Genomic DNA, 16397 nt, shown 5'->3' with positions numbered 1-16397 from the left:
ACGGGCTACGTGTCTGGCCTTCAACCTTTGGAACGGCTATGTGGAGCAAGGCCAGAAATCTATGTTCACGCCGGAATCTTTGTTTTCCTGCGATCTTGCCCCATATTTTTTTGAAGCGATTAAACTGCGGTATCCGGAGTATGTCAGAGATTTGCCCGATCCGTATGAGGAGAAACATAAGGCAATGGGATTGGAGGGTGCGCCATGCAAGGAACGGGGTTAGAGAAACAGGAAGAGATCCAGCGCTTTCTTTCGGTTTTGAATGCGCACGGCCTTCAAAAAGAACAGCAGCAAGTGGAGCTTTTAGTAAAGTATCTGGATGAAATGGACCAACAGTTCCAAGCGGTGCTGGAAGAATTGAAAGCGGTCAATGAACAGCTGAAACGATTCCAGCAGCGGTATGGAGTAGAGGGGCTTTCCGATGCGCTTGGGGCTGCGGTGAACACCGGAAATCAGATGGTACGAGTGAAAGATAATCTGATACGGAATGCCAAAACTTCTGTATCAAAGATTCAGCAGCAAGGTACGAGCGCGCTGCAAAGGACGGTAGCGGCCATGAAGATTCCAGCAGCGCTGGCCCACTTAAAAGAGGGATTGCATGGTACGGCGAAACGGATTGAACGAAGCATTGCGCAGATCGGCAGGGTACAGAATGAAATTCAGGCAGCCGGTATCCATGCAAAAAATGCAGGGCGGGCTATGGTAGGAAAAGAAATTCCCCCTGCCAAATGTGCGCAGCCAGACAAGGGATTGCTTGGAAGGCTGCAAAACGTACTCAAACGCTTGGCAAAAACTGTTTTCGGTCTGGAGCGGAAGACCGATGCGGCATTAGCGAAGGTGGAAGCTTTTCAGCAAATGGGCATTGAAACCCATTCGGTGCGCCAAGAACTAAAAGCTGCCCGGAAATCACAATCCATGAAAGGAGCAGAGCCAAGACTGAAAGACAAGGTGCGTTGACGGAGGCGGATTCCTATGAGCCTGCCTTTTTTAATGGGTGTGGGGGATGTACTAGGAAAGAAGGGGAGACACGTGGGCAGAGAGATCAAAGTCAAAGAAATTGTGAAAGATATCAAAGTTATGGACAAAGCAGCGGCGGTCGCACAACATATGAAACCGGTGTATGTTCGTACAAAAGAATACGCAGAGCCAGAGCGCAGAGAAACACAAAGCAGCTCACCGGTAGAATACGCACAAGGGGCAATCGCCAGCACCGCAGGCCAAGCCGCCCATAAAGCCATTTCTCATGCCAATCGGCAGGGTGGGAAGGTTTTGGAGCGAATCCGCAAGCGGGACAAGACGGTGAAAGAAAAAGTGGTGGACGCTAGAACAGACAACCTGGAAGCTGGAGCAGCTTTTACGCCTGTTGATTCTGGCAATATGCCCTTAACAGAAAAGAAAGCTGTTCCATTCGACTATGAGAAAGCGGCGAAGGTGCGAAGCAAATCGCCTCTTAAGCAAAGCGGCAATTCAAGACAAGCAGATAGCGCGGCCAGAATGGGGAAGTCAGTAGCAGGTGCGGGCATTAAGACGGCTAGGCAGGCTGAACGAAGAGAGCTGGAAATACAAAGCGGGATCAAGGTTTCGAGAAGGCAGGCAAAACGTGCTTACCAGACAGCCCGTCATACGGCTCGTCAGGGAAAGCCTCTGACAAAACGGACGAAAGCCTTTGCCCGCAAAACGCTGAAAACCTTAGCGCAGGCAACAAAGGCCCTCGTGCTTGCGGCAGCCTCCGGCGGCGGGGTGGTGATACTGATTCTGGTGATGATCATTCTCTTTGGGGGAATTCTGTATACGGTAGGAGGGGATAATGCCAGCGCGGTCAGCTCCGTCAGTCCCGAGGTGGAAGCCTATGAGCCGCTGATACAGAAGTATGCGGCCCAGCACGGTATCCCTGAATATGTGGAATTGATCAAAGCAGTAATGATGCAGGAATCGGGAGGCCGGGGAAATGACCCGATGCAGGCAGCAGAGTGCGGATATAACAAGAAATATCCCCATACGCCAAACGGTATTCCCGACCCGGAATATTCCATTAACGTGGGTATTGAGAATCTAGCGGCTTGTCTGAAAGATGCAGGGGCGAAGAATCCCATGGATATGGACAGCATTAAAACCGCCTTACAGGGCTATAACTATGGGAATGGGTACATTTCCTGGGCAAAGAAACGGGACGGACACTACACAGCGGAAAATGCGGTTGCCTTTTCCGAGATGATGGCGAAAAAACTAGGGTGGAAAAGCTATGGAGACAAGGAATATGTACCCCATGTGCTGCGCTATTATGCCTTCGGCCGGGTACCGACAGGAGCAGGTGATCAGGCCATTGTGCAGATTGCGCTGAAGCAGGAGGGGAATGTCGGCGGCCAGCCCTATTGGTCCTGGTATGGGTTCAATTCCAGGGTTGCATGGTGTGCCTGTTTTGTTTCCTGGTGCGCCAATCAGTGTGGCTATATTGAAAGTGGAAGTTTCCCTAAGTTTGCCAGCTGCATGAACGGGGCTGCTTGGTTCCGAGAGCATGGACAGTGGAAGGATCGCAGTTATGTGCCCAAGGCGGGAGATATTATTTTCTTTAACTGGAATGGAGATCAGAAGATTGATCATGTGGGAATTGTAGTGAATACCTCTAAGGGCAAGGTTAATACCATCGAAGGCAATTCCAGAAATATGTGCAGGAAAAAGAGTTATGGTCTGGGGAGCTCGTGGATTGTGGGATATGGGGTGCCAAAGTATTGATGTTGATTTTTGATAAATGCAGGAATGTAACGAAATCGTAACATAAAAAAGAGGAAGCTGGGCTAAAATCAAGAAAAGTTACGAATTTATTACACGAGGGACCCTTTATGGATCAGTGTTTAACACAAGATTATAACATTGGAAAAAACTTGAGAAGATTGAGAAAAAGAGCCAATTTAACGCAAATGGAGGTTGCGACGCAATTGCAGATTATGGGCCTGCCGGTTTCAAGAGAAATATATGCCCAGATAGAAACTGGCAGACACCATATTAAACTTCGTGTGCTGATTGGATTAAAGGAGATTTATAATGCAAGTTATGAAGAATTGTTGGAACTAGTAGAAAAATAAGACGCATTTCAAAATGAAGATTATCAGAAATAGCGAGATCTATTTTTAAGGAAAAATATAGGAGAAACAGGAAGATTAATGAATAATATGGTATAATTTAAGTTGTGTGAATGAAAGGAGTGGGAAGTGTGTTTTATGTTGCCATTTGTGATGATGAAAAGGCAATCTGCGTCGAAATTGAACGGTTTTTAGCCTCCTATATTAAAGATGCGCTTATACAAACAAAAATCTTCTATAGTGGAGAGAAGCTATATAAATCCATGGAGGCAGGAGAACATTTTGATATGATCTTCCTAGATATTGAATTGAAGCTGATTAATGGTGTTAGGGTAGCAGAAAAAATTCGTGAGGAGTTGAGTAATGAAAAAACTCACATTGTATTTATTTCTGGAAAACAAGAATATGCAATAGAGCTATTTTCTGTAAGACCTCTTCATTTCTTAGTAAAACCATTTAGTAAAAAACAAGTAATAGATGTTTTAATAAAAGCAATGAAGCTTTCTCAGATATACCATGAATATTTTGAATTTCGTATTGAACAATCATATTACAAAGTGTTTTATGGGGATGTTTTATATTTTGAAAGTAAAGCGAGAAAGATTATTATTCATATGTCAAAAGGTGAATATGAGTTCTATGGAAAGTTAAACCACATTGAGGAAAAAACTCATGGTAATTTTCTTAGAATACATCAATCTTATTTGGTGAACCCATTATATATTGAACATTATGAATATGATCAGGTACTTCTGCTTGATAATAGAAGTTTGCCTATCAGCAAATCATTTAGAAGCACGGTAAGGAATAAATTATTAGAAAACTGGGAGAACGAATAGTATGGGATCACAATTAATGTTTACCCTTTTTTATTTATGTGGTAACTTGTTTAGAATATATTTAATTTATCAATTTTTAAAAGTGTTTTTTCATTTAAAGGGAGAACGCTATCAGATAATTATGCGAAGTATATTCTTTTTTTTATTCTTTTCTGTAAATAGTATAGGATTTCTTTATTTTAAATGGAGTCCCACGATTATTATGCTTTTGAATTTTGTTGGTGTTTTTATAATAACATTATCTTATTCAGGGAATTGGAAATACCGTATAAGTTCGACAATTATCATCATTACACTTAATCTTATCTGCGAGGATTTAGTCTATAGACTTATGCGGCAACTAGATATTGTACATATTGCAGCTGTTACTATAGCTGTTTCTGATTTACTGCTTTTAATGATTGTGTTGTCACTTCAAAAAATTTCTGATTTTCGACAGGGTGAAGACATTTCACGGATAGAATTAGTAGGCGTTGTAATGGTTCCCGTTATTAGTATAGTAATATCTGCCGTTGCGCTTGATAAGTGTGAAGAAAATTTGGCAATTGCAGTAGGAGGGATAGGCCTTTTATTACTTAATATTTTTATATTTTATCTATTTGATCATTTAGTAAAAATGCATAGAAAAGAATCACAACTGCTGATGTTGGAGGGACAGAATCAAGCATACGAAAAGCAGTTGAATATTTTGGCACAGTCAGAAGAAAATTTAGCTTCGTTACGTCATGATATGAGAAATCATATTGTTGCATTGCAGCAAATGTTAAAAATGAAAGATTTAGAGGAGCTAAAAAAGTATTTAGATAAAATGCTCACAATCTCATTACCAGTGGGGCGTTTTGTTATGACAGGAGATTTTTTTATTGATGGTTTGCTTAACTTGAAACTAGGCGAAGTTGTAAATAAGTGTCAAGCAGAACTAGAGTATAAAGTACAACTTCAAAGCAAAGATGCCATTGATAAAATGGATCTAAATATACTTTTAGGCAATTTATTAGATAATGCAATTCAGGCATTGAAAAATTGTAAATTCAAGAAACAGTTGAAGTTCTTTATGGAAGAAAAAAAGGGTTTATTGTTAATTAGGATTGAAAATAGCCATGAAGAAAAAATTAAGGAAAAAGATGGATTTTTTGTAACGACAAAGCAGAATAAAGGGGGCCATGGAATCGGCTTAAAAAATGTAAGAAGAATTATAGATAAATACAATGGAAAAATAAACATAAACTATACGGAACAATGGTTTTCTATAGAACTAATAATTTTTCTTGGTGCTATGAAAGAAGAATAAAAAATACAATCAAAACCTAGCATCAGTTCACAAATGATTTGAGCTAGAAAGGGTATTTTAGGATGAAAAAAAATAACTTGTTAAAAGGATATACAAGAAATAAGAATTTTAGTGAGATTATCTAAGGATTAGAAGGTATAAAGAAGTATCTTTTGATTTATTGTAGCAAATAACGGACAGAGCATGTGCTGATGAAGCAGATCAACATTTTAGTAGATGCATAAGCTGGTTGATCATGGCGGTGGACATCTAGTCGTCAGTGAAGCTGCTGCCATATTTGGAAAATTCCAGATTTACAGTGATGAGTATGTTGTCATTCTCATCGTTGTCCGATATGATACGAAACAGCAACTGAGAACCATCATAGTTTACTAGAACATACTCTCTCCCCCTACGATTGTCCAGAATCAGAAGTTCCAGATCATTCTGTTTCACGCGAAGGAGCTAAAGCCTCCCATTTTTGGGGGGGCTGCTTCCAATGTTACTACTCGTTCGGGCACCGTGTAAAACAGAATTTTGTAGCACAGCATGCAGGCTATGCTCCCGGTAGTGATGACCAGGGGCGCCTTGCCGACTTCGACAGCTCCATAAAGAGCCAGCTTGCGTTTCTTTCTTACGAACCCACCGTTCTTCAGCACGGATCCATATCCATAAACCTCAAATGTTCTGTGGGCGGGTAACTGGCCCGTTTCAGTAAACGTTCTCCTTTATTGCAGTGACGTAGTTTCACTTCTAAGCGTAGTCCTTTCAGCAGGAACTCGGCTTGTTTTTTTGAAGCTTTGTGCCTCATATAATTCCGGGATGGTAAGGATAAAAATAGTTTTTACAAGATGATAGGCTCTTCTGATTTATGGATCCCTCATTTTGGGCGTGATCATGCCGCTGTTCCTCCTTTCCTGGACAGAACGGTCAGGAAAACGTCATCTTCCGTATAGCCAGTTCTATGGCTACCATGGCCGGGGCGAAGCTGAAAGGGGCATGAACTGGTTTTGGTTGCAGTCACATAACGAATCCGGCTCTATGCTGCGAACGTTGCTGTTTTGCAGGGTTTCAATGTTTTTATAGAGGACTAAGAGGATGATGCTATAATCGGACAAACATGTCAGCTCGTTCCCATATTGTTACTTATTCTATAAGATAAGCTTTCTTTCGCCCTGCCAGGATGTTCATATAATGGGACAGTCTCCAGTCAGCATTTTTTCGGATGTTTTCCGGCATAGATCAATTATAGTAGTATATGTCGGACCAGTGATGCGTCAGGATAGGGCACCGCTTTTTATCCTTCTCAAACAAGTTGATGATTGTTCTCTGCTTTTTGTAATATAATTCCTCGGTTTTGGCCGATGCTTTTCCCAAAAGTGCAGGTTAAAGTCGGTTAAGTTCGTATATTATTGAAGTTGAAGGAAGAGGTTCCTTTTAATATAACAGATATTGTTTTCCGCATTTCCCTTCTTCCAGCCGCTCCGCGGGTCACAGAAATGAATCGAACATCCATAATGGGCACGGACTCAGGAAAAGCATTCCATTTATCTGACTATCTCATCCACTAGCCTCCTCATGTCAGTAACTCTATCAAAGGCCAGTAAGACCGGTACTTCTTAAGATGTCTAATCGCCCTTAACATACATACTTGGTCATTTTGTCTCCCAATTTACCTGGCTGTAGCTATCATTGCTGTATGGGTACGATACAGTCAGGTACTTCTTTCGGGCCCAATTTCCTCGTTCTTCAAAATCAGCCTCCTAAAGTCCACCTGGGAGCACCCGGCTTCTCAGAGTAGTTTCTGGTGGGCGTTTTCACATGCGGCCTATCGGATGGTTTTCATGTAGCGTTGTACCGTGCCATAACTCCACTTGGAATCTTTCTCCGATACGAGCCAATCAAAAGACAATGGTGGTAGATACCCTTTCCGCCAATACTTACTGTCTTTCTGGGGTCAGTGCTAGATCGGTTCTTTGTATGGAGTGTCGGCTTTAGATGGATAAGGTAAAAAGTTCCTTTTTCAGGTGATTTTTGATGGCTTTGCGTTTGCTTTTCATCTGTTTTTCTTTAAACATAGATATATTTTTATAGTTCCAAAGTTATGACTGTACTTTTGATCGATTTTGTGAAATGTTCATTTTTTACAAATGTAAGGATGGTTTTTTACATAGCTCTTTATGTATGGATTAAGAAAATGCTATAATGCAAATCATAAAAAACGTTGTAAAAACCTGAAGAAAAAATTAGAAATGAGGAGAAAGAAGATGAAAAAGACAATGATGAAATTAGGAAATTTTGTAGCGGGAGTAGCTCTAATAGTAGCAACATTAAATGTAAATTCGACATGTTGTCATTATGTATATCAAGAATCGATGCCTGATAGTGCGTATAAACTAAGAAAATAAAATGAGAAACTTAGTTGTTAATTTCTTGGTCAACAGTTTAATAGAAAGTGGGAGCATTGAAAAAGAAGAAAAGGAACTGTATGTTTTTGGGGTTAATCAGGCACTCCTTTTTCTGGTAAATATAGTAACAACATTGGGAATCGGCATCCTATTTGATATGTTATGGCAAAGTTTACTATTTACCGTGGCATACATTCCCTTAAGACGATACGCAGGAGGATATCATGCAAAGACGCCTCAAATTTGTTATTGCTTTTCAATATTATTAACAATTTGTGTATTATTATCTATAAAATATATTCTTTGGGAGAATATACAGATTGCTGTCGTATTGTTTATTTCATTTATGGTAATTATGAAAAAAGCGCCAGTTGCAAGTGAGAACAAACCTCTTGAACTATATGAGAAAAAACTATACAAGATACGTGCTCGATTAATTTTATTGGTAGAAATAGTAGTAGCATTATTGGCAAAACTATTTTTGGCGGAGGTGACAATCTGTATTGTGGTTGCGATTAGTTGCGCTGCAATAATGCTTCTACTTCCAACTAGAGGGAAATAATGAAGTGTGAAGTTTATTTTTGTATATCAATAGCGGATGGTGAGAAAAATTGCCATTTTGCGAAAGATATAAATATATTGTATTAGGGGGTGATTTATATGAGGGTATAAAAAAGAGCCTTTTCGAACAATAGAATGTGAAACGGTGAATTTCTAAAATATTGTATAAGAAAAAGCTCTGATTTCATTATCAATTATTCTTTTAAAAAATGCAAGTGTTTATTGAATGTTTTATAGTAAATTTTTTATTAAATATTGAATTACAAAGCATATCAAAAATATTTGTATTATTTGTGCAAACAGAAGATAATTTACTTTATCAGAAAGGAATAGAAATGAGATTAGTAAACAAAAGAGAACAAATGCAGGTTAATGGTGGAGCAGAAGGACATTTTCACTGGTTGTGCGATCCCCATAACTATTACAGTGCACCAAGAGACCAGAGGTCAGCAGACGCTTGGTGTTCTGAACATAACATCAAGTACCATAAAGCACAAAGAGTTGCAAAAGTTCTTACATCGACCTGTTGGAAGAACTGTGGGAAAGTTTTATATAACATGCCGAAATGAAATTAGAAGTTCGTTCCTCATTCCAGGTAAGGAAATATTTCCTTACCTGGAAATAAAATTTATTTAAATGATTGAAAACTTGAGGGGGATAGGTAATAATGAGAAAAATTTATTTATGTAGCTTTCTTCTTATTTCAATCTTTTTGTTACTTGTAGCATGCGCTAATAATAAAAATATGGACGAAAGTTACGTATCAGAAGAAATCTTGCTACCCAAAGAATTGAAAGAACTAGAAGATGTATGCATTATGAAAGAGGATGTAGTTCGAGTTGCAGGCTTTAGCAATACAAATTATGGTAAAGTATGGGAAAGTAATAATAATGGACAAAATTGGAAAGAAATAAAAACCTTTATAAAGGATATAGACATTCAGAGTAAAAAAAATATACATACAGAAAAGTGCGTGTTTCTTTCACCCAATGGAGAAATATTTTACAATTTGTCCCAATATAAACACAGTAAGCTAATTAAGAGTAAAAACTATATTATTAAAGAAGGAAAAAAATCTGAACTAATGATAAACCTTCCTAATACTCAAACATACAATAATACAGTATATGATGTAAAGTTCTTACAAAATGGGAATTTAATTGTTCGTGACATAACAGGTAAATTATATCAAATAAATAGAGAAAATGGGAATATTATTTGTGAATACATATCTGAAGATGGAAATACTTATATGACGGATTTTACTATATGTGGTAACAAAATATACACCTTAGATTCAATTAGCAACAAAATTCATGCGTTTTCAGTTAGTACTGCAAAAGTATTAAATTTAGAACCTTTAGTAAAAAAATTTTCAGATGCTATAAATAATGAAGGGAATTTTGAATTTGATAGACAAAGAATGTGTGCATATGTAGATAAAGAGACAGGGCAACTAACTATTTTATATATAGATAAGTTTGGACTAAGGCGTATAGCGGAGTCCAAACAAGAGTGTTTAATTGAGGGGAAAAATATGTGTTTAGCTGATAATGATGTGAATATATACAGTCTTGAAATGTCAAAAAAAGGATTTTACCTTATTGCCCGTAGCACAAAAGGAAGTAAGCTTTATTTCTATACAAAGCAAAATTAATCTAGGTTTTTATTGAAGTAATTTAAACCATATAGATATTTTACCTGAAATGTTACAGATAAGGAGTATAAATACATATGAAAAAAGGTGTTATGCAACATGATATAAGGGACTGTGGTGCAGCTTGCCTTGCCACACTATTTCTTTATTATAAACTGAAAGTTCCATTAGTACATATAAGGGAACAGATGCAAATAGATAAAAATGGTGCGAATTTATATGCTATTGCGCAGACTGCAGAAAAGTTTTTTTTTAAGGCAGAAGTACTTTGTGGGACATGGGAGGAACTGTTAACTGATGTTATAAAACAGAATCTTACGCTTCCTGCTATTGTACAGATTACTTCGAATGATGCCCTAGCACATTACATTGTAGTCTATAAAATTACAAACAAAAAAATCATAGCGTTTGATCCTGCAAATGGATCAAAGACATATTCGGTTAACCAATTTACTAGCATATGGACAGGATATGTTGTGTCATTTACAAAAACTGCAAACTTTCAAAATGGTAATTTAAAAAAAGGGACATATAATAAATTTTTGGCGTTGATATACCGACAGAAAAAACAATTTTTCTTTGTTATGTGTATTTCTCTTGTTTTGGGAGGGATATCAATAATAAGTGCATGGGCATACCAATATTTAATTGATTCTTTTTTAATACAAGGCCCGCAAAGCAATCAAGAATTGTTATCAGCTATTCCTCCTTTGGAAAAATTGTCGTTAGAGATTAGCCAACTGGTATCAAATATAAATCATATTTTTGTTTTAATTGTTGGAGTATACCTAATACAAATGTTGATTTTACTTGTAAGAGGCATTGTCCTTTCCACCATTTCTAAAAAGATAAATGGAACGTTAATGGATAATTTTTTTAAACATTTGATGAAACTTCCAATTAGATATTTTAAAGATAGAGAAACAGGTGAGATACTTTCAAGATTTAATGACATTGAAGAGATTCAAGATATTATATCGGGGGCAGCACTCATTTTAATCCTAGATTCTATTATGGCAGTAGCAGGCGGCATAATTCTCGCTTCAATTGAGAAATCATTATTTTTATTGGTGGTACTATTAATAGGAATATATTTTGTTATCGTTATAACATATCGCAAACCAATCTCAGAAACTAACAAGGTAATCATGGAGGACCATGCACAGTTTACATCAAATTTAAAAGAGTCGATTGAGGGTATAGAAACTATAAAAACGCTTAATGGGGAAAAAAGGTTTTATGTTAGATTGAATAAGTGTATGACTAAATATCTTGATAGTATTTTCAAAGGGAGCTTGATCAGTATTACGCAAAATTCGTTACTGATTACTATAGAGGGTATAGGAACAACAGGAATTTTATGCTTTGGGAGTTGGATGGTATTAAGCTATGAATTGTCGTTAGGAACGCTTCTAGCCTTTCTTACTCTAGTTAATTTTTTTACTGCACCATTACAACGGTTGATTGCATTGCAATTAGACATTCAACAGGCATTTATTGCTGCGGAAAGATTAAATGATGTTTTTGAAGTAAAAAAAGAAACAAACCAAAAGATATCCAACTTGAAAGCTCTAAATAGTAATAGTATTACCTTAAAAAATATTTCTTTTGCATATGGATATAGGCCTGATGTATTAAAACATATCTTCTTAGAAATTAAATCAGGAGAAAAAGTTGCTGTTGTTGGACCAAATGGATGTGGTAAATCTTCACTATTACAATTGATAACGGCCTTCTATCGACCTAATCGGGGAGTATTGGAAATAGGGGGTATTGACATTAATAGAATTCCTATAGAGGTACTGAGAGAAAAAATATCTTATGTATCACAAAATTCCATCTTGTTTTCAGGAGATATCAAAGAAAACATATTATTTGGGCGTGATAATATAGATGCTGAAATACTAAACTTTATAATTGAAGGGTGCCACTTGGATTCTATACTTAATAATTTCCCTTATGGACTAGATACTGTTTTGAGTGAAAATGGAAAAGAACTTTCTGGTGGACAAAGACAGAGAATTGCAATTGCACGAGCTTTAATAACGATGCCTCAAATATTAATATTTGATGAAAGCACGAGTAATATTGATCCTAGAACAGAAAAAGCTATATTTGACTTTATTTATGATAACTATAAAAAAAGTACATGTATTTTTGCTACGCATAATTTAAAGATTATTGAAAATTGTGAAAACGTAATATTTTTAAATAGAGGAAAGATAGAAGGCTTAGGAACACATGAAAATCTGTACAAATATAATAAAAAGTATAAGCGGTTTATTTTGGGGATACATTAAATTAACTAAATAACTGTGTGATTCTATTTGTGAACAGTGAAAACATGGTACTTGAACTCACAAGAAAGGAAGGCCTATCTGGAACAAGAATTTTTAGGGAGCGAGTGATATGCTTACGAAGAAAATCCTCTATACTATTTAAAATCATACAAAGCTTTCTGGCGGAAGCCAGAAATACCTTATTCGCCAGCAAAAGATGTTTAGTTTTCAGCACATTCAGTAGTCACAGTTATCCCAAAGGTGCTAAAGGCATCTATATGTATCTAATATATATATAACCTCCTGTGGTAATGAACCTCAAGACGAGCTGGTGGTTTATGAAAAAGTACAATTGCAGCTATACTATATGAAAGTCGTACTGGCAACTGTCAAAAGCACTTAAAACAAGTCTTGCAGCGGACGATCTGCCACGACGTGAGTTTGACTCTTACGATTTCAGGATGGTGCTGCTTCATGGGACGTTTACCCATTGTTCGACTATATTGGAAACTTTTATTAAAGTAGCTTCTTTGCTATGTGACAAGCGACTCCTCATGGTGGATTTTGTATTAGAAACCGTCAATCATCTGATTCGGGACCATCATGGCGTGTCCATTTATGCGGAAACCATCATTCACAACGGCTAGAGCGTCCACTACGCAACTGAAAGCTTACAAACATTCTGGAAAATAAACACTTACATCAGTTTATGTCCAGGAGGGGAAACTGCTGGGACAATGCTCCATAGGAGAACTTTCTTTGACCATATAGAGATAAACTAAAGGAGCCTGTGCGCTATGACGAGATAAGGGGAAGTATCAATGGGGAGCAAGTTCTTGTCGGACGAATTCTATGAATTATGCAGGGCGGAAATCTATTCGGTTGCTGTTTTCAACGCGCCGGAAGCGCCTGCCATTAGGAAGGAGTGATCACATTTGGGAAAAACGGACAGGTGATCGATGAGACAAGCGATTTAATCAATGAGTACCTGGCAGAGAGTCTATCTGATAAAAAGGAGCACAGTTTTAGGAGTGTTCTTGTTACAGGCACAAGAGCTTTTGTCTGTCGAGTAACTGGGATTTCAAAACTAAAATTGTCCTTTACATGGGTACAGTTTACAAGGAGATAAAACATGGGGAAACAATTTGATAAACATTCAAATACTGATAATATAGATGAGTTTTTTGCTGAGTTTGATAAATTTGATGATACTTGTACTAAAAAAAACAAAGATAAAGATACAAGAACATATGCAAATGTAAGAGCTAAAGGAAGAAATGTGAGAACAAAAAGCAAGAAGGCTACAAACAATAAGGTATTAAAAATAATTGGAATTGTAATAGTTGGCGTGGCTTTGTTAGGAGTCATTTATGTTGGTATACTGATTTTTACAGCAGACACACATAACATTAATGCCAACAATATTTATAGTTGTGTATCACAGCGTTCAACTATCTATGATGATGAAGGTAGAGAAATTGAAAATGTGTTTACAAATGGAGGAAATAGAACTAACATATCATATGATGAATTACCCAAGGATTTAGTTAATGCGGTTGTGGCTATTGAAGACAAGACATTTTGGAAGCATCATGGATTTAATTTTATCCGTATTATGGGGGCAATTAAAGAAAGTCTTTTAGGTAGTAAGCAGATTAGTGGTACAAGCACATTGACACAACAACTAGCACGCAATATCTACTTGGCAGATAGAAAAAGCCAAAGATCTTTAAACAGAAAAATTCTAGAGGCATATTATACGGTTCTTATCGAAAAAAATTTAACTAAGGAACAAATTCTAGAAGCGTATCTTAACACTGTTTATTTAGGATTTAACTGTTACGGCGTTGAGACTGCTTCTCAAGCATATTTTGGAAAAAGCGTTAAAGACTTAAAACTTTTAGAATGCATATCTTTAGCATCACTTCCACAAGCACCAGATTCTTATGCACTAGTGAAAGTCTACCCTGCTGGGCAGGCTGAAGTAACGAAGAAAAAAGTACTTGCTAAATCGGAAAATGCAATTTATGTGTATAATGGAGACAAATCAAAAGATCGACGAGAACTGACAGCTAAGAATATGTTAGATCAAGGATACATAAATCAATCAAACTTAGAGGAAGTAAAACAAGATCAGTTGAAAAATGCAATGAAAATCTCATCTAGCGAAGGGGTAGCATTCACATCATATTTTACTGATTATGTCGTTGACGAAATTATCAAAGACATAATGGAGGAATATGGATGGAATGAAGTAGAAGCCAGAAAAATGATTTATACTGGGGGATTGAAAATATATACTACTATGAATAAAACTGCTCAAAAAATTGTTAAAAAAGAGTTTGATGATAATATAAACTATCCAACTGTGGCCAATTTGAAAAAGGATACTAACGGAAATCTAATAGACAATAAAACAAAAAAAATCCAACTCTATAAGTATGATAACTATTTCAATAAAAAAAAGCAATATATAATTAAGAAAAGCGAATATAGAAAAAATGGTGATGGTAGTTTAACTTTATATAGTGGAAAAAGACTTGCTTTTTATAGTACTGTAATAAATGGAAAAAAAGATATCAGTTTGGAATTTAAAACTATGTATCGGCAATGGAATGGAAAGTTTTACATTATTAAGGGAGGGACACTTTCTATTCCTCAAGGATACAAATATAAGGATGCTAATGGGAATTGTATTCTCTCGGCTGAATTCTTGAAAAAGTATCCGAAATTTTTTGTTCCCCAAAACGGGGACTTAATCGTTAGTGCAGACAATTATACCCTCCAACAGGAAGTTGTTCAGCCTCAGTCAGCTATGGTTATTATGGATTATAATACTGGGGGAATAAAAGCTATGATAGGGGGAAGGGATATTAATGGAAGACTGCTCCAAAATAGAGCAATTTCCCCGCGTCAACCTGGATCATCTATAAAACCAATTGCTATATATTCGTCAGCTTTGCAGGAATCTTATAATAAAGTAGAAAATGGCATGTCGATGTCTCTTTCAAATTCTGATGGAAGCAACTGGGGAAAGTATATTACCGCAGGGAGTGTAATTAACGACGCCCCAATGGTGGTCAACGGGCAAATATGGCCTAAAAATTGGTATTCTGGTTATCGAGGACATATGACGTTACGTACGGCAGTAGAGCAATCAGTAAATGTTTGTGCAGTAAAAGTTTATCAACAAATAGGGCCGGAATTCATTATATCACAGTTAAAAAAAATGGGGATAACCACCTTGGTAGAAAGCGGAAAATCTAATGACATAAATCCAGCGGCATTGGCTTTAGGAGGTATGACAAAGGGAATATCTCCGATGGAAATGGCTGCAGCATATGGAATTTTTCCAAATCAAGGGGTCTATACTGCTCCTATAGCGTATACAAAGATAACTAATAGTAATGGAGAGGTCCTATTTGATAAAACACCAAATACAGAGAAAGTTATAGACGCTGGCGTTGCGTATATTATGACTAGCATATTGCGTAGTGTTGTCACTAATGGATTAGGCAGAACGGCTTCTTTTGAAGGGCAGCCAGTTGCTGGAAAGACGGGAACAACTACAAATAACTATGATGCATGGTTTGTAGGCTTTACTCCTCAGTATACAGCCGCTTTATGGATCGGTAATGATATAAATATTGAATTGAGCGAAGGTTCAGCTGCTTCTGCTCGTTTATGGCGCAATATTATGAATCAAGTATGTGCAAGCATACCTTATGGGAAATATCCAGATCAGCCCAATAATATAGATAAAATAAGGGGGGAATACTATATAAAAGGAACCTATTCTAGCGTAGGAAAACCAATAACCTCGGAAAATGGATCGAAACCAGATATGGATATAAAAGAGAAAAAACGGAAAGAGACAAAACGTAGTACCACAAATCCTTCTACAAATGCCTCAACTATAATGCAGTCAACTAAGCCGTCAGTAGAAACGCAATTTACAGAAACACCATCAACGGAAACAAAACCATTAGAAACTCCGCTAGAGTAGAAGCGGGTACCAGGATTAAAAAAGAGATACGATGATCAGGTGTTTCGAATAGAAAACTTTAATGATAGAGCATATAATTTTACAATTTATTTTTTATGATAAGGAATGCAAAGACATCGTGAAAACATCGATTGTATTAAAGATGGAAACGCTATTGATAGTTTTAAACTAGTTGGTCTGCCTATAGCCTTTTGCATACTTTGAAATTTAATACAATTAATAAAAAATATAATTGTCGCAGTCCTCCAATCAATCTAATTTTGAAAAAATTTCAGATTGATTGGAGGAAACAGAAAT

The 16397-nt window shown here is 36.9% G+C and carries 13 protein-coding genes; 11 read left to right on the top strand and 2 right to left on the bottom strand.

The window, feature by feature from the left end:
* The 6 genes from NE619_RS17260 to NE619_RS17235 all read left to right on the top strand — a co-directional run.
* The coding region (locus NE619_RS17260) for a DUF6075 family protein (protein ID WP_256133722.1) at positions 1-223 on the top strand (223 nt) is incomplete at its 5' end.
* On the top strand, positions 205-957 hold the full coding sequence (locus NE619_RS17255; protein WP_256133721.1) for a DUF6674 family protein: 753 nt from the start codon (positions 205-207) through the stop codon (positions 955-957). The genes NE619_RS17260 and NE619_RS17255, both read left to right, overlap by 19 nt.
* A 15-nt stretch (positions 958-972) precedes the next feature.
* Positions 973-2733: a lysozyme family protein gene (locus tag NE619_RS17250; RefSeq protein ID WP_256133720.1), complete on the top strand. Its 1761-nt coding sequence runs from the start codon at positions 973-975 to the stop codon at positions 2731-2733.
* A gap of 107 nt (positions 2734-2840) precedes the next feature.
* Positions 2841-3083 carry a helix-turn-helix domain-containing protein gene (locus NE619_RS17245; protein WP_256133719.1) on the top strand — a complete coding sequence of 81 codons (243 nt, stop codon included), beginning with the start codon at positions 2841-2843 and terminating at the stop codon, positions 3081-3083.
* Between the two features lie 128 nt (positions 3084-3211).
* Complete coding sequence (locus NE619_RS17240) at positions 3212-3919, top strand: LytR/AlgR family response regulator transcription factor (protein ID WP_256133718.1); 708 nt, start codon at positions 3212-3214, stop codon at positions 3917-3919.
* Position 3920: 1 nt separating this feature from the next.
* Positions 3921-5210, top strand: a complete 1290-nt coding sequence (locus NE619_RS17235; RefSeq protein ID WP_256133717.1) for a sensor histidine kinase — start codon at positions 3921-3923, stop codon at positions 5208-5210.
* Between the two features lie 249 nt (positions 5211-5459).
* Here the strand turns inward: NE619_RS17235 and NE619_RS17230 are convergent, their stop codons facing one another.
* Together NE619_RS17230 and NE619_RS17225 are read right to left on the bottom strand one after the other, a co-directional pair.
* Positions 5460-5645, bottom strand: a complete 186-nt coding sequence (locus NE619_RS17230) for an ATP-binding protein (protein ID WP_256133716.1) — start codon at positions 5643-5645, stop codon at positions 5460-5462.
* Positions 5642-5848 (bottom strand): ATP-binding protein, encoded by a 207-nt coding sequence (locus NE619_RS17225; RefSeq protein WP_256133715.1) that lies wholly within the window; start codon positions 5846-5848, stop codon positions 5642-5644. Before NE619_RS17225 ends, NE619_RS17230 begins: the two co-directional genes overlap by 4 nt.
* 1608 nt (positions 5849-7456) lie before the next feature.
* On the opposite strand from NE619_RS17225, the gene NE619_RS17220 reads away from it, so the two are divergent.
* From NE619_RS17220 to NE619_RS17200, 5 genes are all read left to right on the top strand, one after another.
* Positions 7457-7597 carry a cyclic lactone autoinducer peptide gene (locus tag NE619_RS17220; RefSeq protein WP_256133714.1) on the top strand — a complete coding sequence of 47 codons (141 nt, stop codon included), beginning with the start codon at positions 7457-7459 and terminating at the stop codon, positions 7595-7597.
* A gap of 1 nt (position 7598) precedes the next feature.
* Complete coding sequence (locus tag NE619_RS17215) at positions 7599-8159, top strand: accessory gene regulator ArgB-like protein (RefSeq protein WP_256133713.1); 561 nt, start codon at positions 7599-7601, stop codon at positions 8157-8159.
* A gap of 666 nt (positions 8160-8825) precedes the next feature.
* Complete coding sequence (locus tag NE619_RS17210; protein ID WP_256133712.1) at positions 8826-9815, top strand: hypothetical protein; 990 nt, start codon at positions 8826-8828, stop codon at positions 9813-9815.
* 77 nt (positions 9816-9892) lie between these two features.
* The gene (locus NE619_RS17205; RefSeq protein ID WP_256133711.1) at positions 9893-12115 is read left to right on the top strand and encodes a peptidase domain-containing ABC transporter; all 2223 of its coding nucleotides are present in this window, start codon (positions 9893-9895) and stop codon (positions 12113-12115) included.
* A gap of 1111 nt (positions 12116-13226) precedes the next feature.
* A complete protein-coding gene (locus NE619_RS17200) occupies positions 13227-16100 on the top strand; it encodes a transglycosylase domain-containing protein (RefSeq protein ID WP_256133710.1) in 2874 nt (957 codons plus the stop codon).
* The last annotated feature ends 297 nt before the right edge of the window (positions 16101-16397 follow it).

The sequence above is a fragment of the Anaerovorax odorimutans genome, from assembly GCF_024459955.1.
Taxonomy (GTDB): Bacteria; Bacillota; Clostridia; order Peptostreptococcales; family Anaerovoracaceae; genus Hominibacterium; species Hominibacterium odorimutans_A.
This window is presented reverse-complemented; position numbering and strand designations above follow the sequence as displayed.